20 protein-coding genes are annotated in these 22,249 nt (G+C 71.5%); 19 read left to right on the plus strand and 1 reads right to left on the minus strand.

Annotated features, from left to right (window positions below; genetic code table 11):
• Positions 1 to 4: 4 nt before the first annotated feature.
• The 13 genes from AB0G79_RS24390 (at position 5) to nusB (ending at position 13,222) form a co-directional block, all read left to right on the plus strand.
• Complete coding sequence (locus AB0G79_RS24390; protein ID WP_360809827.1) at positions 5 to 361, plus strand: DUF6167 family protein; 357 nt, start codon at positions 5 to 7, stop codon at positions 359 to 361.
• Positions 361 to 3,030, plus strand: coding sequence for an alanine--tRNA ligase (gene alaS / locus AB0G79_RS24395; RefSeq protein WP_360809829.1), 2,670 nt, complete (start codon positions 361 to 363; stop codon positions 3,028 to 3,030). Before AB0G79_RS24390 ends, alaS begins: the two co-directional genes overlap by 1 nt.
• A 2-nt stretch (positions 3,031 to 3,032) precedes the next feature.
• Positions 3,033 to 3,497: a Holliday junction resolvase RuvX gene (gene ruvX / locus AB0G79_RS24400; RefSeq protein WP_360810020.1), complete on the plus strand. Its 465-nt coding sequence runs from the start codon at positions 3,033 to 3,035 to the stop codon at positions 3,495 to 3,497.
• 101 nt (positions 3,498 to 3,598) lie between these two features.
• The gene (mltG, locus tag AB0G79_RS24405; protein WP_360809830.1) at positions 3,599 to 5,356 is read left to right on the plus strand and encodes an endolytic transglycosylase MltG; all 1,758 of its coding nucleotides are present in this window, start codon (positions 3,599 to 3,601) and stop codon (positions 5,354 to 5,356) included.
• On the plus strand, positions 5,337 to 6,179 hold the full coding sequence (locus AB0G79_RS24410; protein ID WP_360809832.1) for a shikimate dehydrogenase: 843 nt from the start codon (positions 5,337 to 5,339) through the stop codon (positions 6,177 to 6,179). Before mltG ends, AB0G79_RS24410 begins: the two co-directional genes overlap by 20 nt.
• 251 nt (positions 6,180 to 6,430) lie before the next feature.
• Positions 6,431 to 7,618 (plus strand): chorismate synthase, encoded by a 1,188-nt coding sequence (aroC, locus tag AB0G79_RS24415; RefSeq protein ID WP_360809834.1) that lies wholly within the window; start codon positions 6,431 to 6,433, stop codon positions 7,616 to 7,618.
• A complete protein-coding gene (locus tag AB0G79_RS24420; RefSeq protein ID WP_360809836.1) occupies positions 7,615 to 8,136 on the plus strand; it encodes a shikimate kinase in 522 nt (173 codons plus the stop codon). Before aroC ends, AB0G79_RS24420 begins: the two co-directional genes overlap by 4 nt.
• Entirely contained in the window at positions 8,133 to 9,230 is a 1,098-nt protein-coding gene (gene aroB / locus AB0G79_RS24425) for a 3-dehydroquinate synthase (protein WP_360809838.1), read from the plus strand. Before AB0G79_RS24420 ends, aroB begins: the two co-directional genes overlap by 4 nt.
• A complete protein-coding gene (gene aroQ, locus AB0G79_RS24430) occupies positions 9,227 to 9,682 on the plus strand; it encodes a type II 3-dehydroquinate dehydratase (RefSeq protein WP_360809840.1) in 456 nt (151 codons plus the stop codon). Before aroB ends, aroQ begins: the two co-directional genes overlap by 4 nt.
• A 239-nt stretch (positions 9,683 to 9,921) precedes the next feature.
• The gene (locus AB0G79_RS24435; RefSeq protein ID WP_360809842.1) at positions 9,922 to 10,935 is read left to right on the plus strand and encodes an AAA family ATPase; all 1,014 of its coding nucleotides are present in this window, start codon (positions 9,922 to 9,924) and stop codon (positions 10,933 to 10,935) included.
• Positions 10,936 to 11,055: 120 nt separating this feature from the next.
• Positions 11,056 to 12,168, plus strand: a complete 1,113-nt coding sequence (locus AB0G79_RS24440) for an aminopeptidase P family protein (protein WP_360809844.1) — start codon at positions 11,056 to 11,058, stop codon at positions 12,166 to 12,168.
• Between the two features lie 47 nt (positions 12,169 to 12,215).
• Positions 12,216 to 12,782, plus strand: a complete 567-nt coding sequence (gene efp, locus AB0G79_RS24445) for an elongation factor P (protein WP_360809846.1) — start codon at positions 12,216 to 12,218, stop codon at positions 12,780 to 12,782.
• A 2-nt stretch (positions 12,783 to 12,784) separates the two neighbouring features.
• Positions 12,785 to 13,222, plus strand: a complete 438-nt coding sequence (gene nusB / locus AB0G79_RS24450) for a transcription antitermination factor NusB (protein WP_360809848.1) — start codon at positions 12,785 to 12,787, stop codon at positions 13,220 to 13,222.
• Positions 13,223 to 13,446: 224 nt separating this feature from the next.
• On the opposite strand, the gene bldD is transcribed toward nusB, so the two are convergent.
• Positions 13,447 to 13,947 (minus strand): transcriptional regulator BldD, encoded by a 501-nt coding sequence (gene bldD / locus AB0G79_RS24455; RefSeq protein WP_015032294.1) that lies wholly within the window; start codon positions 13,945 to 13,947, stop codon positions 13,447 to 13,449.
• A gap of 246 nt (positions 13,948 to 14,193) precedes the next feature.
• Between bldD and pyrR the strand changes: the two genes are divergently transcribed.
• The 6 genes from pyrR to carB all read left to right on the plus strand — a co-directional run bounded on the left by pyrR (position 14,194) and on the right by carB (position 22,182).
• On the plus strand, positions 14,194 to 14,757 hold the full coding sequence (pyrR, locus tag AB0G79_RS24460; RefSeq protein ID WP_360809850.1) for a bifunctional pyr operon transcriptional regulator/uracil phosphoribosyltransferase PyrR: 564 nt from the start codon (positions 14,194 to 14,196) through the stop codon (positions 14,755 to 14,757).
• Positions 14,758 to 14,846: 89 nt separating this feature from the next.
• On the plus strand, positions 14,847 to 15,878 hold the full coding sequence (locus AB0G79_RS24465; RefSeq protein WP_360809852.1) for an aspartate carbamoyltransferase catalytic subunit: 1,032 nt from the start codon (positions 14,847 to 14,849) through the stop codon (positions 15,876 to 15,878).
• 2 nt (positions 15,879 to 15,880) lie between these two features.
• Positions 15,881 to 17,167, plus strand: coding sequence for a dihydroorotase (locus tag AB0G79_RS24470; RefSeq protein WP_360809854.1), 1,287 nt, complete (start codon positions 15,881 to 15,883; stop codon positions 17,165 to 17,167).
• Positions 17,164 to 17,742 carry a hypothetical protein gene (locus tag AB0G79_RS24475; protein ID WP_360809856.1) on the plus strand — a complete coding sequence of 193 codons (579 nt, stop codon included), beginning with the start codon at positions 17,164 to 17,166 and terminating at the stop codon, positions 17,740 to 17,742. Before AB0G79_RS24470 ends, AB0G79_RS24475 begins: the two co-directional genes overlap by 4 nt.
• A complete protein-coding gene (gene carA / locus AB0G79_RS24480) occupies positions 17,739 to 18,881 on the plus strand; it encodes a glutamine-hydrolyzing carbamoyl-phosphate synthase small subunit (RefSeq protein ID WP_360809858.1) in 1,143 nt (380 codons plus the stop codon). Before AB0G79_RS24475 ends, carA begins: the two co-directional genes overlap by 4 nt.
• Positions 18,874 to 22,182 carry a carbamoyl-phosphate synthase large subunit gene (gene carB, locus AB0G79_RS24485; RefSeq protein ID WP_360809860.1) on the plus strand — a complete coding sequence of 1,103 codons (3,309 nt, stop codon included), beginning with the start codon at positions 18,874 to 18,876 and terminating at the stop codon, positions 22,180 to 22,182. Before carA ends, carB begins: the two co-directional genes overlap by 8 nt.
• The last annotated feature ends 67 nt before the right edge of the window (positions 22,183 to 22,249 follow it).

The raw sequence follows: 22,249 nt of genomic DNA on the forward strand, positions 1-22,249 counted from the left end.
CGCCATGTTCCGCCGCACGTTCTGGTTCACGGCCGGCGCAGCCGCCGGCGTGTGGGCCACCGCCAAGGTCAACCGGAAGCTGAAGCAGCTGACGCCCGAGAGCCTCGCGGCCCAGGCCGCGAACAAGGCGGTCGAGACCGGACACCGGCTCAAGGACTTCGCCCTCGACGTCAGGGCGGGCATGGTCCAGCGGGAAGCCGAGCTGGAGGAGGCCCTCGGCCTCGACGCGCCGGTGGACGCCGCGGACCGGGACCACGAGCTTCCGGCCCCCCGCCGCAGGGCGGCGCTCGGCCCCACCGCACGACCGCACACGACTTATTCGATCCCCACGATCTCGTACAACCGGAATGAGGACCACTGATGGAGTCGGCTGAAATCCGCCGCCGCTGGCTGAGCTTCTTCGAGGAGCGCGGGCACACCGTCGTCCCTTCGGCGTCGCTCATCGCGGACGACCCGACTCTGCTGCTCGTCCCCGCCGGCATGGTGCCGTTCAAGCCCTACTTCCTGGGTGAGGTCAAGCCGCCCTTCACGCGCGCGTCCAGCGTGCAGAAGTGCGTGCGCACGCCCGACATCGAGGAAGTCGGCAAGACCACTCGCCACGGCACGTTCTTCCAGATGTGCGGCAACTTCTCCTTCGGCGACTACTTCAAGGAAGGCGCCATCAAGCTCGCCTGGGAGCTGCTGACCACCCCGGTGGAGCACGGCGGCTACGGGCTCGAACCGGAGAAGCTCTGGATCACCGTCTACCAGGAGGACGACGAGGCCGAGCAGATCTGGCGCGACGTCGTCGGCGTCCCGGCCGAGCGCATCCAGCGCCTCGGCAAGAAGGACAACTACTGGTCGATGGGCGTCCCCGGCCCCTGCGGCCCGTGCTCCGAGATCAACTACGACCGCGGCCCCGAGTTCGGCGTCGAGGGCGGCCCGGCCGTCAACGACGAGCGGTACGTGGAGATCTGGAACCTGGTCTTCATGCAGTACGAGCGCGGCGAGGGCTCGGGCAAGGACGACTTCCCGATCCTCGGCGAGCTGCCGTCGAAGAACATCGACACGGGCCTCGGCCTGGAGCGCCTGGCGATGATCCTCCAGGGCGTCCAGAACATGTACGAGACGGACACCCTCCAGGTCGTCATCGACAAGGCCACCGCCCTCACCGGCGTCGCCTACGGCAAGGCCCAGGACAGCGACGTCTCGCTGCGCGTGGTCGCCGACCACATGCGCACCTCCGTCATGCTCATCGGCGACGGCGTCACCCCGGGCAACGAGGGCCGCGGCTACGTGCTCCGCCGCATCATGCGCCGCGCCGTACGCAACATGCGCCTCCTCGGTGCCACGGGCCCGGTCGTGCAGGAGCTCGTCGACACCGTCATCAACACGATGGGCGAGCAGTACCCGGAGCTCGTCACCGACCGCAAGCGCATCGAGACCGTCGCGCTCGCCGAAGAGGCCGCCTTCCTCAAGGCCCTCAAGGGCGGCACCAACATCCTCGACACCGCCGTGACCGAGACCAAGGCCGCCGGCGGCACGGTCCTCTCCGGCGACAAGGCGTTCCTGCTCCACGACACCTGGGGCTTCCCGATCGACCTCACCCTGGAGATGGCCTCCGAGCAGGGCCTCTCCGTGGACGAGGACGGCTTCCGCCGCCTGATGAAGGAGCAGCGGGAGCGCGCCAAGGCCGACGCCAAGGCCAAGAAGACCGGCCACGCCGACATGACGGCCTACCGGGAGATCGCCGACTCCAACGGCGCCACCGAGTTCGTCGGCTACACCAACACCGAGGGCGAGACCACGGTCGTCGGCCTCCTGGTGAACGGCGTCCCGTCGCCGGCCGCCTCCGAGGGCGACGAGGTCGAGGTCGTCCTCGACCGCACCCCGTTCTACGCCGAGGGCGGCGGCCAGATCGCCGACCAGGGCCGCATCAAGCTGCACTCCGGCGCCGTCATCGAGATCCGCGACGTCCAGCAGCCGGTCCCGGGCGTCTCGGTCCACAAGGGTTCCGTGCAGGTCGGCGAGGTGACCGTCGGCGCCACCGCCTACGCCGCCATCGACGTGCGCCGCCGCCGGGCCATCGCCCGCGCCCACTCGGCCACCCACCTCACGCACCAGGCCCTGCGCGACGCGCTCGGCCCGACGGCCGCCCAGGCCGGCTCCGAGAACCAGCCCGGCCGCTTCCGCTTCGACTTCGGTTCGCCGAACGCCGTCCCCGGCACGGTCCTCATGGACGTCGAGCAGAAGATCAACGAGGTCCTCTCGCGCGAGCTGGAGGTCCACGCCGAGGTCATGCCGATCGACGAGGCCAAGCGACAGGGCGCCATCGCCGAGTTCGGCGAGAAGTACGGCGAGAAGGTCCGCGTCGTCACCATCGGCGACTTCTCCAAGGAGCTGTGCGGCGGCACGCACGTCCACAACACCGCCCAGCTGGGTCTGGTGAAGCTGCTCGGCGAGTCGTCGATCGGTTCCGGCGTGCGCCGCATCGAGGCCCTCGTCGGCGTCGACGCGTACAACTTCCTCGCCCGTGAGCACACGGTCGTCGCCCAGCTCCAGGAGCTCGTCAAGGGCCGCCCGGAGGAGCTGCCGGAGAAGATCTCCTCCATGCTCGGCAAGCTGAAGGACGCCGAGAAGGAGATCGAGAAGTTCCGCGCGGAGAAGGTCCTCCAGGCCGCCGCCGGGCTGGTCGACTCCGCCCAGGACATCCGCGGCGTCGCCCTCGTCACCGGCCAGGTGCCGGACGGCACCGGCGCCGACGACCTGCGCAAGCTGGTCCTCGACGTCCGCGGCCGCATCCCGGGCGGCCGCCCGGCCGTCGTCGCCCTGTTCACCACGGCCAACGGCAAGCCGCTGACGGTCATCGCCACCAACGAGGCCGCCCGCGAGCGCGGTCTCAAGGCCGGCGAGCTCGTCCGCACGGCCGCCAAGACCCTCGGCGGCGGTGGCGGCGGCAAGCCGGACGTCGCCCAGGGCGGCGGTCAGAACCCCGAGGCCGTCGGCGAGGCCATCGCCGCCGTCGAGCGTCTCGTGGTGGAGACGGCGTGACGATGCGTCGCGGCCGTCGCCTCGCGGTCGACGTCGGGGACGCCCGGATCGGGGTCGCCTCGTGCGACCCCGACGGGGTCCTCGCCACGCCGGTGGAGACCGTGCCGGGACGTGACGTCCCGGCCGCCCACCGGCGGCTCCGCCAGATCGTCGAGGAGTACGAGCCCATCGAGGTCGTCGTGGGCCTGCCCCGCTCGCTCAGCGGGCGGGAGGGTCCGGCCGCGACGAAGGTCCGCGCCTTCGCCGGCGAGATGGCCAAGGGCATCGCCCCGATCCCGGTCCGGCTCGTCGACGAGCGGATGACCACGGTGACCGCGACCCAGGGTCTGCGGGCCTCGGGCGTGAAGTCCAAGAAGGGGCGCTCGGTCATCGACCAGGCCGCCGCTGTGATCATCCTGCAGAACGCTCTTGAGTCCGAACGGGTATCAGGTAATCCGCCCGGTGAGGGCGTCGAAGTGGTCATCTGATCGCGGTACGGTAACGTTCCGGCCGATGCGGCGGTGTTCGAACAGCTGCCGCACAACGTAGAGGCGGATCGACCGGAAGCCTCGCGGCTGTTTGGGGATCGATGACTGAGTATGGCCGGGGCCCTGGCTCCGAACCGTGGCACCCCACGGACCCGTTGTACGGGGACCAGGGGTGGGAAGGTCAGCAGCAGTACCAGCACCCGCAGCAGCAGGCGAGCCAGTACGGACAGGGCGGCGGCGGCCAGGGCTACGAGGGCGACCCGTACCAGTACCAGCAGCAGCACTACCAGCAGCCGCAGGGCTACGTGGACCCGCAGTACCAGCAGCAGGGGTACCAGCAGCAGTCGCACCAGCAGCCTCAGCAGCAGCATCAGCCTCACCAACCTCAGCACTACGGCACGGGGTACCCGGGCGGTTACGACACGCCCGGGCATCCCGCGCAGGCGTACGACGGCAACTGGGAGACGGGCCAGGCGGCGATGGCGTACGGCCAGCCGCCCGTCGACCCGTACGCCGGCCAGAACCCCGACCTCTACGGCACCCCCGAGGCGTACCCCCCGCCCCAGCCGCCCGGCCACCGGCAGAACCCGCCGGAGCCGGTGATCGACTGGGCTCCCGAGGAGGAGACCCGCCAGGCGCCCGAGGAGGACCACGCCTTTTTCAGCGACGGCCAGGGCACCGACGACCCCGATGACGGGTACGACGAGGAGCCCGCGCCCGCCGGCCGCGGCTCGCGCGGCGGCGACCGCGACCGCGAACGCCGCAGCAAGGCGAAGAAGCGCAAGGGCAAGAACGGCGTGGCCTGCCTCGTCGTGGCCGCCGTCCTCGTCGGCGGCGTCGGCGGCATCGGCTACTTCGGCTACCAGTTCTGGCAGGGCCAGTTCGGCGCGGCCCCCGACTACGCGGGCGGCGGCACCGGCGACGTCCAGGTCGAGATCCCGAAGGACTCCGGCGGCTACCAGATCGGCAACATCCTCAAGAAGGCCGGCGTCGTGAAAAGCGTCGACGCCTTCGTCTCGGCGCAGCAGCGGAACCCGAAGGGCCTGTCGATCCAGGCGGGCGTCTACACGCTGAAGAAGGAGATGTCGGCGGACAGCGCCGTCTCCCTGATGCTCGACCCGGTGAGCCAGAGCAACCTCGTCATCCCCGAGGGCAAGCGCAACGCCTGGGTGTACGAGCAGATCGACAAGCGCCTCGACCTCAAGGCGGGCACCACGAAGGACATCGCCTTCAAGGAGGCCGACTCCCTCGGGCTGCCCGACTGGGCCAAGAACCACGCGGAGACCAAGGACCCCCTGGAGGGCTTCCTCTTCCCCGCCAGCTACCCCGTCGCCAAGAACAGCAAGCCCGAGGACGCGCTGCGCCGGATGGTCTCCCGCGCCAACGCCGAGTACACCAAGCTGGACCTCGGCGCGAAGGCCAAGGAACTCGGCGTCCAGGGTCCGTGGGAACTCGTCACGATCGCGAGCCTCGTGCAGGCGGAGGGCAAGACGCACGACGACTTCCAGAAGATGGCCGAGGTCGTCTACAACCGCCTCAACCCGGCGTACAAGGAGACGGTCCAGCTCCTCCAGTTCGACTCGAGCCTCAACTACCTCAAGGGCCAGAGCGAGATCAAGATCTCCGAGCAGGAGACCCGTACCAACACGGACCCCTACAACACGTACAAGCACAAGGGTCTGCCGCCGGGTCCGATCGGCAACCCCGGCAACGAGGCGCTCGCCGCCATGCTCAGTCCCACCAAGGACGGATGGCTCTACTTCGTGGCCACGGACGGCATGAACAAGACCGAGTTCGCGAAGACGCACGCAGACTTCCTCAAGCTGAAGGAAAAGTTCAATGCCAGCACGAACCAGTGAGACGCGGCACCGCGCCGCCGTCCTCGGTTCGCCGATCGGCCACTCCCTCTCCCCGGTCCTGCACAACGCCGCGTACGCCGCGCTCGGCCTCGACGACTGGTCCTACGACCGCTTCGACGTCGACGAGGCCGCGCTGCCCGGGTTCATCGGCGAGCTGGACGACAGCTGGGCCGGGTTCTCGCTGACCATGCCGCTCAAGCGGGCCGTCATCCCGCTGCTCGACGAGATCAGCGAGACGGCCGCGGCCGTGGAGGCCGTCAACACACTGGTCTTCCGTGAGGACGGCCGCAGGGTCGGCGACAACACCGACATCCCCGGGATGCTCGCCGCCCTGCGCGAGCGGGGCATCGAGAAGGTCGGCTCGGCGGCGATCCTCGGCGCGGGCGCCACCGCGTCCTCGGCGCTCGCCGCCGTCGCCCGGATCTGCGACGGCCCCGTCACCGCGTACGTACGCAGCGAGGCGCGGGCCGAGGAGATGCGGGGCTGGGGCGAACGGCTCGGCGTGGAGGTCCGTACGGCCGACTGGGAGAAGGCGGCGCGGTCCTTCACGGCGGAGCTGGTCGTCGCGACGACCCCCGCCGGCACCACCAACGCCCTCGCCGAGTCCGTCCCGACCACGGTCGGCACGCTCTTCGACGTCCTGTACGACCCCTGGCCGACCGCCCTGGCCTCCGCCTGGTCCGACCACGGCGGCAAGGTCGTCAGCGGCCTCGACCTCCTGGTCCACCAGGCGGGCCTCCAGTTCGAGCAGATGACCGGCCTCCCGCAGGCCCCGCTCGCGGCCATGCGCGAGGCGGGGGAACGGGCGCTGGCCTCCCGATAGACCGGGCCGCCGCGCCGACGTGCGACGGAACGCGGCTGCGGCCCCGTCCGAGCGCGCCTCGAGCGGCTGCGCACAGGCTTCGGTCGGTCCCCCGGGGCCGCGCTCCTGTCCAGGAACACGACCTCCGCGTCCGATAGCTGGACCGGAGCACGGGTTCCCGTGCCGGACGTGGGAGGATCGGGGGCGGCGGGCCAGGGCCGCGCACCCGGTCGTGCCGTCGCAGTGCCAGGGCGCGAGCATGAGGAGCATCGTTGAGCAGGTTGCGTTGGCTGACCGCTGGGGAATCCCACGGACCCGCGCTGGTCGCGACGCTGGAGGGTCTTCCCGCCGGCGTCCCGGTCACCACTGAGCTGGTGGCGGACCACCTCGCGCGGCGGCGCCTCGGCTATGGACGCGGCGCCCGGATGAAGTTCGAGCAGGACGAGGTCACCTTCCTCGGCGGTGTCCGCCACGGGCTCTCCCTCGGTTCCCCGATCGCCGTCATGGTCGGCAACACCGAGTGGCCCAAGTGGGAGAAGGTCATGTCGGCCGACCCGGTCGACCCGGCCGAGCTCAAGGAGACGGGCCGCAACGCGCCCCTGACCCGGCCCCGCCCCGGCCACGCCGACCTCGCCGGCATGCAGAAGTACGGCTTCGACGAGGCCCGCCCGATCCTGGAGCGCGCCAGCGCCCGGGAGACCGCGGCCCGCGTCGCCCTCGGCGCCGTCGCCCGCTCCTTCATCAAGGAGGCGGCCGGCATCGAGATCGTGAGCCACGTCGTCGAGCTCGCCGCGGCGAAGGCCCCGTACGGCGTCTACCCGACCCCCGCCGACGTCGAGAAGCTCGACGCCGACCCGGTCCGCTGCCTCGACGCCGACGCGTCGAAGGCGATGGTCGCCGAGATCGACCAGGCCCACAAGGACGGGGACACCCTCGGCGGCGTCGTCGAGGTGCTCGCCTACAACGTGCCCGTCGGGCTCGGCTCGCACGTCCACTGGGACCGCCGCCTCGACGCCCGGCTCGCCGCCGCGCTCATGGGCATCCAGGCCATCAAGGGCGTCGAGGTCGGCGACGGCTTCGACCTCGCCCGCGTCCCGGGTTCCCAGGCCCACGACGAGATCGTGCGTGCCGAGGACGGCAGCATCAAGCGCACCTCCGGCCGCTCCGGCGGCACCGAGGGCGGCCTGACCACCGGCGAGCTGCTGCGCGTCCGCGCCGCGATGAAGCCCATCGCGACCGTCCCGCGCGCCCTCGCCACGGTCGACGTCGCCACCGGCGAGGCCGCGGCCGCCCACCACCAGCGCTCCGACGTGTGCGCCGTCCCCGCCGCCGGCATCGTCGCCGAGGCCATGGTCGCGCTCGTCATCGCGGACGCGCTCGTCGAGAAGTTCGGCGGCGACAGCGTCCCGGAGACCCGCCGCAACGTGCGGTCGTACCTCGACAACCTGCACATCCGGTGACCGCCGGACCGCTGGTCGTCCTCGTCGGGCCCATGGGCTCCGGCAAGTCCACGGTGGGCACGCTCCTGGCCGACAGGCTGGGCGTGCCCTACCGGGACACCGACGCCGACATCGTCGCCGCCGAGGGCCGTGAGATCTCCGACATCTTCGTCGAGGACGGCGAGGAGTACTTCCGCGCACGCGAGCGGGAGGCCGTCGCCGCGGCCGTCGCCGCGCACGGGGGCGTCCTCGCCCTCGGCGGCGGTGCCGTCCTCGACGCCGGCACCCGCGCCCTGCTCGCCGGGCTGCCCGTCGCGTACCTGTCGATGGACGTCGACGAGGCGGTCCGCCGCGTCGGCCTCAACACCGCGCGGCCGCTGCTCGCCGTCAACCCGCGCCGCCAGTGGCGCGAGCTGATGGAGGCACGCCGCCACCTCTACACCGAAGTCGCGCGCGTCGTCGTCGCCACCGACGACCGCACGCCCGAGGAGGTCGCCGACGCGATCCTCGCGGAACTCGATCTGAAGAAGGACGCATGACGACGGACCAGGAAGTCACCCGTATCCAGGTCGAGGGCAGCGCGGGCACGGAGGCGTACGAGGTGCTCGTCGGCAGCCAGCTGCTCGGCGAGCTCCCCGCCCTCATCGGCCCCCGGGCCAAGCGGGTCGCCGTGATCCACCCGGAGGCCCTCGCCGGCACCGGCGAGGCGCTCCGCGCGGACCTCGCCGACCAGGGCTACGAGGCCGTCGCCATCCAGGTGCCCAACGCCGAGGAGGCGAAGACCGCCGAGGTCGCCGCCTACTGCTGGAAGGCGCTCGGCCAGACCGGCTTCACCCGGACCGACGTCATCGTCGGCGTCGGCGGCGGCGCCACCACCGACCTCGCCGGCTTCGTCGCCGCGACGTGGCTGCGGGGCGTGCGCTGGATCGCCGTGCCGACCACCGTCCTCGCGATGGTCGACGCGGCCGTCGGCGGCAAGACCGGCATCAACACCGCCGAGGGCAAGAACCTCGTCGGCGCCTTCCACCCGCCGGCCGGTGTCCTCTGCGACCTCGCCGCCCTCGACTCGCTGCCCGTGCACGACTACGTCAGCGGCCTCGCCGAGATCATCAAGGCCGGCTTCATCGCCGACCCGGTGATCCTCGACCTCGTCGAGGAGGACCCCGAGGCGGCCCGTACTCCGGCGGGACCGCACACCGCCGAGCTCATCGTCCGGTCGATCCGGGTGAAGGCCGAGGTCGTCTCCGGGGACCTCAAGGAGTCCGGCCGCCGCGAGATCCTCAACTACGGCCACACCCTGGCCCACGCCATCGAGAAGAACGAGCGGTACAAGTGGCGCCACGGCGCCGCCGTCTCCGTCGGCATGGTCTTCGCCGCCGAGCTCGGCCGGCTGGCCGGCCGCCTCGACGACGCCACCGCCGACCGGCACCGCGCGGTCCTGGAGTCCGTCGGCCTGCCGCTCACCTACCGCGGCGACCAGTGGCCGAAGCTCCTGGAGACGATGAAGGTGGACAAGAAGTCCCGCGGCGACCTGCTGCGCTTCATCGTCCTCGACGGGCTCGGCAAGCCGTCCGTCCTGGAGGGCCCCGACCCGGCCGTCCTGTTCGCCGCGTACGGAGAGGTGTCGGTGTGACCACCGCCCGCCCCGGCCGTCCTGTCCTCGTGCTGAACGGGCCGAACCTCGGTCGGCTCGGCTCCCGGGAGCCGGACATCTACGGCGCGACCTCCTACAAGGGGCTCGTCGAGGCCTGCCGGACGCTCGGCGCGGAGCTCGGCTTCGACGTCGACGTGCGGGAGACCAACGACGAGGGCGAGATGATCCGCTGGCTCCACGAGGCAGCGGACGGCTCGATCCCCGTCGTCATCAATCCCGGTGCCTTCACGCACTACTCGTACGGGATGCGGGACGCGGCCGCGCAGCGGACCGCCCCGCTGGTCGAGGTGCACATCTCGAACCCGTACACCCGGGAGGAGTTCCGGCACACCTCGGTCATCGCGGCCGTGGCGAGCGGGACGGTCGCCGGCTTCGGGATCGGTTCCTACCGGCTGGCCCTGCGGGCGCTCGCCGAGGAACTCGCCGGCTGACGGCGGAGTGAGCGCGGCGGGGTGAGCACGCCGGAGTGAGCACGCCGGAGTGAGCGCGGCGGAGTCAGCTCGACGGGGGCGAACCCGACGGGGTGAGCGCCGCGGGGGCGGGCCGGGCACTTCGGGCCGCCCCCGCCCGTTCCCCCTGTGGGGGGTCGGGGCGGTAACGTTCCGGCGTCCGGGACAGCCCGGAGACGCCCGGAAACAACAGTCGGTCGCACGAGACGGAGTGGCACCGGATGCAGCACGCAGTGGGGGGTCCGCTGCCTCCGCCCGAGCAGACGCCGAGCGGGACCACGGGACCCGAGGGCGGTGCCCAGGCAGGACCGCCGTCCGCACCTCAGGCGCCCCCGCCGCCCGTACCGCGGACGGCTCCGCCGACCGGGCCGTACGCCCCTCCGGAGGCGTCCCGACTCGGCGTGCACCCGGCACTCCACGCCGGGCACCCGCCCCAGGCCGCCCCCGCCCCGCCGCCGCACGCGGCGCCGTCCGCACCCGGGTGGGGCGCCCCCGGGGCCGTACCGCAGCGGTCCGTCGGCCCGACGCACGCGGCCGGAGGCCACGGGCCGGGGCCGCACCCCGCGCCGCACTCCGCCCCGCCCCGCGTCGATCCCACCGGGCACCTGTCCCTCCCGCCCGGCAGCCGCCCCCTCGCACCCCTCGCGCCGCCCGTCGAGTACGGCGGCGGGACCGGGGCCGCGACGCTCGCCGTGCTGCTCATCGGCCCGGCAGGGGCCGGGAAGACGACCGTCGCGCGGCACTGGGCCCAGCGCCGCCGGGTGCCCACCGCGCACATCAGCCTCGACGACGTCCGCGAGTGGGTCTGCTCCGGCTTCGCCGACCCGCAGTCCGGATGGAACGAGCACTCCGAGGCGCAGTACCGTCTCGCCCGTCGGACCTGCGGTTTCGCCGCCCGGAACTTCCTCGCCAACGGCATCTCCTGCATCGTCGACGACGCCGTCTTCCCCGACCGGCCCGTCGTCGGCCTCGGCGGCTGGAAGCGGCACGTCGGCCCCGGCCTGCTGCCCGTCGTGCTGCTGCCGGGCCTGGAAGTCGTCCTGGAGCGCAACGCGGAGCGCAGCGGCAACCGCCGCCTGTCCGACGAGGAGGTCGCCGCCATCCACGGCCGGATGGCCGGCTGGTACGGCTCCGGGCTGCCCATCATCGACAACTCGACGTACGACGTGGAGACCACCGCGCGCGTCCTCGACGACGTCCTCGCCCGCGCGATCGCGAGCCCGCCCGCCTGGTGACCCGCCCCGCGCCGCCCCCGCCCCGCACGCTCCGTCCCGGCCGGCGGGCGGGCGAGGCGCCCGGCCCCGGTCGGACGCGCAGAACAGGCCGGGGCGACGAGCTGCTCGTAGGCTCGGAGCATGTCAGAGGTGTATGCGGACCGCCGTGTTCGACTGCGTGACCGGTGCGCGGCCGCGGGCAGCCCGGCGGCCCTGGTCTCCCGCCCCGCCAACGTCCGCTATCTCGCGGGTGGTTCGCCCCCCGGGGCGGTCCTGCTCGTGGGCCCCGAGCCGGAGGCGGACGTCCTGCTCTGTCCCGTCGCGCCCGGCGGCGAGCCCGCCGACGGGCGGCTCGACGAGCTGCTCCGGCAGCAGGTGCTGTCCGCCGGCGGCGGCGACCCGGCGATCACCGCGGTCGAGCTCGCCTCCCGGGCGGGAGCCGACGCGCTCGCCGTCGAGGAGCACCACCTGACCGTGGCCCGGCACCGGATCATGGGCTCCGCCGTGCCCGGACTCCGTCTCTCCGACCTCTCGTGCGCCGTCGAGCAGCTCAGGATCGTCAAGGACGAGGACGAGATCGCGTGCCTGCGGATCGCCGCCGAGATCGCCGACCAGGCCCTCGGCGAGCTCCTGGAGTCGATCCTCGTCGGCAGGACCGAGCGCCACCTCGCCCTGGAGCTGGAACGGCGGCTCGTCGACCACGGCGCCGACGGTGCCGCCTTCCCGACCTCGGTGGCGACCGGCCCGCACTCCGGCCGCCGTCGGCACCGGCCCACCGACCGCCGGGTCGAGGAGGGCGACTTCCTGTCCGTCTGCCTCGGCGCCGACTACCGCGGCTACCGGTGCGAGATCGGTCGCACTTTCGTCATCGGCACCGCCCCGGCGGACTGGCAGATCGAGCTGTACGACCTCGTCTTCGCCGCTCAGCGGGCCGGACGCGAGTCCCTCGCTCCCGGCGCGGAGTACCGGGACGTGGACCGCGCGGCCCGCCAGATCCTGGACGCCGGAGGCCATGCGGAGGCCGCCGTACCGCTCACCGGGCACGGTGTGGGGCTCGAAATCGACGAGGACCCGCAGTTGTCACCCTCGGCCATGGGTAAACTGGACGCTTGTGTGCCGGTCACCGTCGAACCGGGGGTTCACCTCCCGGGACGGGGCGGGGTCCGGATCGATGACACGCTCGTCGTACGCCAGGAGGCGGACGGCGGACCCGAGCTACTCACCATCACGACCAAGGAGCTGCTCGCGCTGTAGGGCGCGTACGCCTCCCCGGTCACGTCAGTCCAGGAGATTCCGCAACCGTGGCTTCCACGAACGACCTCAAGAACGGCATGGTGCTCAAGCTCGACGGGGGCCAGCTCTGGTCCGTCGTCGAGTTCCAGCACGTCAAGCCCGGCAAGGGCCCGGCCTTCGTGCGCACCAAGCTCAAGAACGTCATGTCCGGCAAGGTCGTCGACAAGACCTTCAACGCGGGCGTGAAGGTCGAGACGGCCACCATCGACCGTCGCGACATGCAGTTCTCCTACATGGACGGCGACTACTTCGTCTTCATGGACATGGAGACCTTCGACCAGCTCATGGTCGACCGCAAGTCGGTCGGTGACACCGCCAACTTCCTCATCGAGGGCTTCACCGCCTCCGTCGCGCAGCACGAGGGCGAGGTGCTCTACGTCGAGCTCCCTGCCGCCGTCGAGCTCGTCATCCAGCACACGGACCCGGGTGTCCAGGGCGACCGCTCCACCGGTGGCACCAAGCCCGCCACGCTGGAGACCGGCCACGAGATCCAGGTCCCGCTCTTCGTCACGACCGGCGAGAAGGTCAAGGTCGACACGCGCGACAGCAGCTACCTCGGCCGGGTGAACAGCTAACCGTGGCCGCTCGGAGCAAGGCCCGCAAGCGGGCCTTCCAGATCCTCTTCGAGGCCGACCAGCGGGGCACCTCCGTGCAGGAGGTCCTCGCGGACCAGGTCCGGCTGTCGCGGTCCGACGACCGCCAGCCGCCGGTCAGCGACTTCACCATGCAGCTGGTCGAGGGGTACGCGACCCAGGTCGCGCGCATCGACGAGCTCATCGCCACCTACGCGGTGGACTGGGACCTCGACCGGATGCCGGTCGCCGACCGGAACATCGTGCGCCTCGGCGCGTACGAGCTGATCTGGGAGGACGGCACGCCGGACGCGGTCGCCATCGACGAGGCCGTGCAGCTCGCCAAGGAGTTCTCCACGGACGAGTCGCCGAACTTCGTGAACGGCATCCTGGCGCGCTTCAAGGACCTGAAGCCGCGTCTCCGCCGGGACGCGGACGCCTGAGTTCCCGATCCCCACGGGGATACGCCGAAGGGGCCCGCAGCATTCGTGCTGTGGGCCCCTTCGGCGTATCCCGGGCATCCAGGGGCAAAGAGGGCGCCGGAGGGCTCTGGTGCCCCCTTCAGGGCCCGGCTCCGGGCAAAGCGACGGGCCCGTCGGACGTCCGGTGACGTCCAACGGGCCCGGCGGTACGTTTCTGCTGGCTCCCCGCACGGGAAGCGGCAGGATCAGTTCTCCTCGTGGGCGACCGCGCGGCGCGCGTCCGCGTCGAGGACGCCCCAGCTGATCAGCTGCTCGGTGAGGACCGAGGGGGACTGGTCGTAGATCACGGCCAGCGTGCGCAGGTCGTCCTGGCGGATCGACAGCACCTTGCCGTTGTAGTCGCCGCGCTGGGACTGGATCGTCGCCGCGTAGCGCTGGAGCGGGCCGGCCTTCTCCTGGGGGACGTGCGCCAGACGCTCCAGGTCCAGGACCAGCTTCGGCGGCGGCTCGGCGGCCCCGCCCGGCGTCGTGCCCGGCAGGAGCTCCTGCACCGGCACCCCGTAGAAGTCCGCCAGCTCGGCGAGGCGCTGCACGGTCACCGCGCGGTCGCCGCGCTCGTACGAGCCGACCACGACGGCCTTCCAGCGGCCCTGGGACTTCTCCTCCACGCCGTGGAGGGAAAGACCCTGCTGGGTACGGATGGCACGGAGTTTGGCCCCGAGCTGCTTTGCGTATTCGCTGGACATAACGCTCCCGGACGCTGTGACGACATGCGGCTGCGCCGCGCGGCTGGTAACTCACTGTGAGGTTACGCAGCGTTACTCTTTCCCGTCAAGCCGAACGGTCCGTACCACCCCTCCCGGGGGGCGAGAGGTGGTAGGGGGCCGCCGGACCCCCGGCAGGCGCGACACGCCGCTCCTGGTAATGTGGGGTCGCACATTCAGACGTCCTTTAAGAACCGTCCCGTGAGGCGGAGAAGGAGGTCCTTTCTTATGGACGCCCAGCAGTACGGCGACGAGGCCCGGCCCGTTCTCGAGGCCGCCGACATCGCGCGGGTCCTGACCCGCATCGCCCACGAGATCGTCGAGCGCGCCAAGGGCGCCGACGACGTGGTCCTCCTCGGCATTCCGACCCGAGGTGTCTTCCTCGCCCGTCGTCTCGCCGAGAAGCTCGAGTCGATCACCGGTGTCAAGGTCCCGGTCGGTTCGCTCGACATCACCATGTACCGGGACGACCTGCGGCTCAAGCCCGCTCGCGCCATCGGCCGCACCGAGATCCCCGGTGACGGCATCGACGGCCGCCTCGTGGTGCTCGTCGACGACGTCCTCTTCTCCGGCCGGACCATCCGCGCCGCCCTCGACGCGCTCGGCGACATCGGCCGCCCGCGCGCCGTCCAGCTCGCGGTCCTCGTCGACCGCGGCCACCGCGAACTTCCGATCCGCGCCGACTACGTCGGCAAGAACCTCCCCACGTCGCTGCGGGAGACGGTCAAGGTGCAGCTCGCCGAGGAGGACGGTCGCGACACCGTCCTGCTCGGTTCCCAGCCCGCCTCCTAGTCGGACCGGCCACCCCGCGGGGCCTCCGGGGGCACATCCCCGCGCCCCCGCATGCCCTCACGCCCTCCCCACCACGGAGAGAAACCCCGATGATGCGTCACCTCATCTCGGCCGCCGACCTCACCCGCGACGACGCCGTCCAGATCCTCGACACCGCCGAGGAGATGGCCCGGGTGGCCGACCGGCCCATCAAGAAGCTGCCGACCCTGCGCGGCCGCACGATCTGCAACCTCTTCTTCGAGGACTCCACCCGCACCCGGATCTCCTTCGAGGCCGCCGAGAAGCGCCTCTCCGCCGACGTGATCAACTTCGCGGCCAAGGGCTCCAGCGTCTCCAAGGGCGAGTCCCTCAAGGACACCGCGCAGACCCTGGAGGCCATGGGCGTCGACGCGGTCGTCATCCGACACGGCGCCTCCGGTGCCCCGTACCGCCTCGCCACCTCCGGCTGGATCGACGCCCCCGTCATCAACGCGGGCGACGGCACCCACCAGCACCCCACCCAGGCCCTCCTGGACGCCTTCACCATGCGCCGCCGCCTCGTCGGCCGCGACACGGGCCTCGGCCAGGACCTGGCCGGCAAGCGCATCACGATCGTCGGCGACGTCCTGCACAGCCGCGTCGCCCGCTCCAACGTCGACCTGCTGCACACCCTCGGCGCCGAGGTCACCCTGGTGGCCCCGCCGACCCTGGTACCCGTCGGCGTCGAGACCTGGCCCTGCGCGATCTCGTACGACCTCGACAGCGTGCTGCCGAAGTCCGACGCGGTGATGATGCTGCGTGTGCAGCGCGAGCGGATGAACGCCGCCTTCTTCCCGACCGAGCGCGAGTACTCGCGCCGCTACGGACTCGACGGCGAACGGATGGCGAGGATGCCCGAGCACGCCATCGTCATGCACCCCGGCCCCATGGTCCGCGGCATGGAGATCACCGCCGAGGTCGCCGACTCCGACCGCTGCACGGTCGTCGAGCAGGTCGCCAACGGCGTGTCCGTCCGCATGGCCGTCCTCTACCTGCTGCTCGGCGGCAACGAGTCGGCCCACCCGTCGCCCACCACCACCCCTGAACGAGACGCCGCGCGCCGCCCCTCCACCGCCACCCCCCGCACCGAGGAGAACAAGTAACCATGAGCAAGATCCTTATCCGCGGTGCGAAGGTCCTCGGCGGCGAGGCCCAGGACGTCCTGATCGACGGCGAGACCATCGAGGCGGTCGGCACGGGCCTGCCGGCCGACGGCGCGACCGTCGTCGAGGCCGAGGGCCAGATCCTCCTGCCGGGCCTCGTCGACCTCCACACCCACCTGCGCGAGCCCGGCCGCGAGGACTCCGAGACCGTCCTCACCGGCACCCGCGCCGCCGCCTCCGGCGGCTACACCTCCGTCTTCGCCATGGCCAACACCCACCCGGTCGCCGACACCGCCGGTGTCGTCGAGCAGGTCTGGCGCCTCGGCAAGGAGTCCGGCTACTGCGACGTGCAGCCCATCGGCGCCGTCACCGTCGGCCTCGAGGGCAAGAAGCTCGCCGAGCTCGGCGCCATGCACGACTCCGCCGCCGGCGTCACCGTCTTCTCCGACGACGGCAAGTGCGTCGACGACGCCGTCATCATGCGCCGCGCCCTGGAGTACGTGAAGGCCTTCGGCGGCGTCGTCGCCCAGCACGCCCAGGAGCCCCGCCTCACCGAGGGCGCCCAGATGAACGAGGGCATCGTCTCCGCCGAGCTCGGCCTCGGCGGCTGGCCTGCGGTGGCCGAGGAGTCGATCATCGCCCGCGACGTCCTCCTCGCCGAGCACGTCGGCTCCCGCGTCCACATCTGCCACCTCTCCACCGCCGGCTCCGTCGAGATCGTCCGCTGGGCCAAGTCCCGCGGCATCGACGTCACCGCCGAGGTCACCCCGCACCACCTCCTCCTGACGGACGAGCTGGTCCGCTCGTACAACCCGGTCTACAAGGTCAACCCGCCGCTGCGCACCGAGAAGGACGTCCTCGCGCTCCGCGAGGCGCTGGCCGACGGCACGATCGACATCGTCGCCACCGACCACGCCCCGCACCCGCACGAGGACAAGGACTGCGAGTGGGCCGCCGCCGCCATGGGCATGGTCGGCCTGGAGACCGCGCTCTCCGTCGTCCAGCAGACGATGGTCGAGACCGGCCTCCTCGACTGGGCCGGCGTCGCGGACCGCATGTCCTTCGCCCCCGCCCGCATCGGACGGGCCACCGGGCACGGACGACCCGTCTCGGCTGGTGAGCCCGCGAACCTGACGCTGGTCGATCCGGCATACCGTGGTGTCGTGGACCCCGCGGACTTCGCCTCCCGCAGCCGCAACACCCCCTACGAGGGTCGCGAGCTGCCGGGACGCGTCACCCACACCTTCCTGCGGGGCCGGGCAACGGTCGTGGACGGGAAGCTGGCGTGACACCACTCATCACCATCGCCGCACAGACGGCGGATCAGAAATCGGCGGAGGTCACCGACTGGGCCGGCCGGATCGGCTGGGTCGCCGGGCTGCTCCTCTTCGTCGTCCTCGTCTACTGGCTGATGCGCCAGGGATGGAAGTGGCGCGGCAGCCTCCAGTCCGACCTGCCCGAGCTCGCCACCGTGCCGGAGCACCCCGGTGAAGCGACACTTTCTCTCAGCGGCCGCTACCACGGCTCCACGACGGCCGGGCAGTGGCTCGACCGGATCGTGGCCCACGGCCTCGGCACCCGCAGCCGCGTCGAGCTCACGCTCACCGACGCCGGAATCGCGGTCGTACGCCCCGGGGCGAACGACTTCTTCATCCCGGCGGACGCCCTGCGCGGGGCCCGCCTCGACAAGGGCATCGCGGGCAAGGTCCTCGCCGAGGGCGGCCTGCTGATCGTCACCTGGGCCCACGGCGACAAGCTGCTCGACTCCGGCTTCCGCTCCGACCGGGCGGCCGAGCACACCGCCTGGGTCGAGGCCCTCAACTCCATGAACCACACCACCACGACGGAAGGCATCGCACGATGACGACCTCCACCAGGGGAGCCTCCAAGACTCCCGCCGTACTCGTCCTGGAGGACGGCCGCATCTTCCGCGGCCGCGCCTACGGGGCCGTGGGGGAGACCTTCGGCGAGGCCGTGTTCTCCACCGGCATGACCGGCTACCAGGAGACCCTCACCGACCCGTCGTACCACCGCCAGGTGGTCGTCATGACCGCCCCGCACGTCGGCAACACCGGCGTCAACGACGAGGACCCCGAGTCCGGCCGCATCTGGGTCTCCGGCTACGTCGTCCGCGACCCCGCACGCGTCTCCTCCAACTGGCGCGCCCAGCGCTCGCTGGACGAGGAGCTGGAGCGCCAGGGCGTCGTCGGCATCTCCGGCATCGACACCCGCGCCCTCACCCGCCACCTCCGCGAGAGCGGCGCCATGCGCGTCGGCATCTTCTCCGGCGGACAGATCGCCGACGACGCGGTCCTCCTGGCGAAGGTGCAGGAGCAGCCCCAGATGAAGGGCGCGAACCTCTCCGCCGAGGTCGCCACCAAGGAGACGTACGTCGTCCCCGCGATCGGTACGAAGAAGTTCACCGTCGCCGCCGTCGACCTCGGCATCAAGGGCATGACCCCGCACCGGATGGCCGAGCGCGGCATCGAGGTCCACGTCCTGCCCGCCACCGCCACCGCCGAGGACATCTACGCGGTCAACCCGGACGGCGTCTTCTTCTCGAACGGCCCGGGCGACCCGGCCACCGCCGACGGCCCCGTCTCCGTCATGCGCGCCGTCCTGGAGCGCAGGACCCCGCTCTTCGGCATCTGCTTCGGCAACCAGATCCTCGGCCGCGCCCTCGGCTTCGGCACGTACAAGCTGAAGTACGGCCACCGCGGCATCAACCAGCCGGTGCAGGACCGCACCACCGGCAAGGTCGAGGTCACGGCGCACAACCACGGCTTCGCCGTCGACGCGCCGCTCGACAAGGTCTCCGACACCCCCTACGGGCGTGCCGAGGTCTCCCACGTCTGCCTCAACGACAACGTGGTGGAGGGCCTCCAGCTGCTCGACCAGCCGGCCTTCTCCGTCCAGTACCACCCCGAGGCGGCCGCGGGCCCGCACGACGCCGCGTACCTCTTCGACCGCTTCGTTTCTCTGATGGAGGCCGAGCGTGCCTAAGCGCACCGATATCCAGTCCGTCCTGGTCATCGGCTCCGGCCCGATCGTCATCGGCCAGGCCGCCGAGTTCGACTACTCCGGCACCCAGGCGTGCCGCATCCTCAAGGCCGAGGGCCTGCGGGTGATCCTGGTCAACTCCAACCCGGCGACGATCATGACCGACCCGGAGATCGCCGACGCCACCTACGTCGAGCCGATCACCCCCGAGTTCGTCGAGAAGATCATCGCCAAGGAGCGCCCCGACGCCCTCCTGCCCACCCTCGGCGGCCAGACCGCGCTCAACACCGCGATCTCCATGCACGAGCAGGGCGTCCTGGAGAAGTACGGCGTCGAGCTCATCGGCGCCAACGTCGAGGCCATCAACAAGGGCGAGGACCGCGACCTCTTCAAGGGCGTCGTCGAGGCCGTCAAGGCCAAGATCGGCTACGGCGAGTCCGCCCGCTCGGTCATCTGCCACTCCATGGACGACGTCCTCCAGGGCGTCGAGACGCTCGGCGGCTACCCCGTCGTCGTCCGCCCCTCCTTCACCATGGGCGGCGCCGGCTCCGGCTTCGCCCACGACGAGGAGGAGCTGCGCCGCATCGCCGGCCAGGGCCTCACGCTCTCCCCGACCACCGAGGTGCTCCTGGAGGAGTCCATCCTCGGCTGGAAGGAGTACGAGCTCGAGCTGATGCGCGACAAGAACGACAACGTCGTGGTCGTCTGCTCCATCGAGAACTTCGACCCGATGGGCGTCCACACCGGTGACTCGATCACCGTCGCCCCGGCGATGACCCTCACCGACCGCGAGTACCAGCGCCTGCGCGACATCGGCATCGCGATCATCCGCGAGGTCGGCGTCGACACCGGCGGCTGCAACATCCAGTTCGCGGTCAACCCGGACGACGGCCGGATCATCGTCATCGAGATGAACCCGCGCGTCTCCCGCTCCTCGGCGCTCGCCTCCAAGGCGACCGGCTTCCCGATCGCCAAGATCGCGGCGCGTCTCGCCGTCGGCTACACGCTCGACGAGATCCCGAACGACATCACGGAGAAGACCCCGGCGTCCTTCGAGCCCACGCTCGACTACGTCGTCGTCAAGGCCCCGCGCTTCGCCTTCGAGAAGTTCCCCTCCGCCGACTCCACGCTGACCACGACCATGAAGTCGGTCGGCGAGGCCATGGCGATCGGCCGCAACTTCACCGAGGCGCTCCAGAAGGCCCTGCGCTCCCTGGAGAAGAAGGGCTCGCAGTTCACCTTCGTCGGTGAGCCCGGCGACAAGGACGAGCTCCTCGCCGAGTCCGTCCGCCCGACCGACGGCCGCATCAACACCGTCATGCAGGCCATCCGCGCCGGCGCCACCCCGCAGGAGGTCTTCGACGCCACGAAGATCGACCCGTGGTTCGTCGACCAGCTCTTCCTGATCAAGGAGATCGCCGACGAGCTGACCGCCGCCGAGAAGCTCGACCCCGAGCTCCTCGCCGAGGCCAAGCGCCACGGCTTCTCCGACGCCCAGATCGCCGAGATCCGAGGCCTGCGCGAGGACGTCGTCCGCGAGGTCCGCCACGCCCTCGGCGTCCGCCCGGTCTACAAGACGGTCGACACCTGCGCCGCCGAGTTCGCCGCCAAGACCCCGTACTTCTACTCCTCGTACGACGAGGAGAGCGAGGTCGCGCCGCGCGAGAAGCCCGCCGTGATCATCCTGGGCTCCGGCCCGAACCGCATCGGCCAGGGCATCGAGTTCGACTACTCCTGCGTCCACGCCTCCTTCGCCCTGAGCGACGCCGGCTACGAGACCGTGATGGTCAACTGCAACCCGGAGACCGTCTCCACCGACTACGACACCTCCGACCGCCTGTACTTCGAGCCGCTGACGCTCGAGGACGTGCTGGAGATCGTCCACGCCGAGACCCTCGCCGGCCCCGTCGCCGGTGTCGTCGTCCAGCTCGGCGGCCAGACCCCGCTGGGTCTGTCGCAGGCGCTCAAGGACAACGGCGTGCCGGTCGTCGGCACCTCCCCGGAGGCCATCCACGCCGCCGAGGACCGCGGCGCCTTCGGCCGCGTCCTCGCCGAGGCCGGCCTCCCGGCTCCGAAGCACGGCACCGCGACCACCTTCGCCGGCGCCAAGGCGATCGCCGACGAGATCGGCTACCCGGTCCTCGTCCGCCCGTCGTACGTGCTCGGCGGCCGCGGCATGGAGATCGTGTACGACGAGACCCGCCTCGAGTCGTACATCGCCGAGTCCACCGAGATCAGCCCCACCCGGCCGGTCCTGGTCGACCGCTTCCTCGACGACGCCATCGAGATCGACGTCGACGCCCTCTACGACGGCGAGGAGCTCTACCTCGGCGGCGTCATGGAGCACATCGAGGAAGCCGGCATCCACTCCGGCGACTCGGCCTGCGCCCTGCCCCCGATCACCCTCGGCGGCTACGACATCAAGCGCCTGCGCGCCTCCACCGAGGCGATCGCCAAGGGCGTCGGCGTGCGCGGCCTGATCAACATCCAGTTCGCGATGGCCGGCGACATCCTCTACGTCCTGGAGGCCAACCCGCGCGCCTCCCGGACCGTCCCCTTCACCTCGAAGGCGACCGCCGTCCCGCTCGCGAAGGCCGCCGCCCGCATCTCGCTCGGCGCCACCGTCGCCGAGCTGCGCGCCGAGGGCCTCCTCCCGAAGACCGGCGACGGCGGCACCCTGCCGATCGACGCGCCGATCTCCGTCAAGGAGGCCGTGATGCCGTGGTCGCGGTTCCGCGACATCCACGGCCGCGGCGTCGACACCGTCCTCGGCCCGGAGATGCGCTCCACCGGCGAGGTCATGGGCATCGACGCGGTCTTCGGCACGGCCTACGCCAAGTCGCAGGCCGGCGCCTACGGCCCGCTGCCCACCAAGGGCCGCGCGTTCATCTCCGTCGCCAATCGCGACAAGCGCTCGATGATCTTCCCGGCCCGCGAACTCGTCGCCCACGGCTTCGAACTGCTCGCCACCTCCGGCACGGCCGAGGTCCTCAAGCGCAACGGCATCAACGCCACCGTCGTGCCCAAGCTCAGCGAGGGCGAGGGCCCGAACGGCGAGAAGACGATCGTCCAGCTGATCCACGACGGCCAGGTCGACCTGATCGTCAACACCCCGTACGGCACCGGCGGCCGCCTCGACGGCTACGAGATCCGTACGGCCGCGGTGGCGCGCAGCGTCCCCTGCCTCACCACGGTCCAGGCGCTCGCCGCGGCCGTCCAGGGCATCGAGGCGCTCGGCCACGGCGACGTCGGCGTCCGGTCGCTCCAGGAGCACGCGGAGCACCTGACCGCGGCCCGCGACTAGCAGCCCGAACGAAAGGGGGGACACCGGAACACCGCGGTGTCCCCCTTTTCATGAGCAGACCTGGATC

It is taken from the genome of Streptomyces sp. NPDC020807 (assembly GCF_040641575.1).
Taxonomy (GTDB): domain Bacteria; phylum Actinomycetota; class Actinomycetes; order Streptomycetales; family Streptomycetaceae; genus Streptomyces.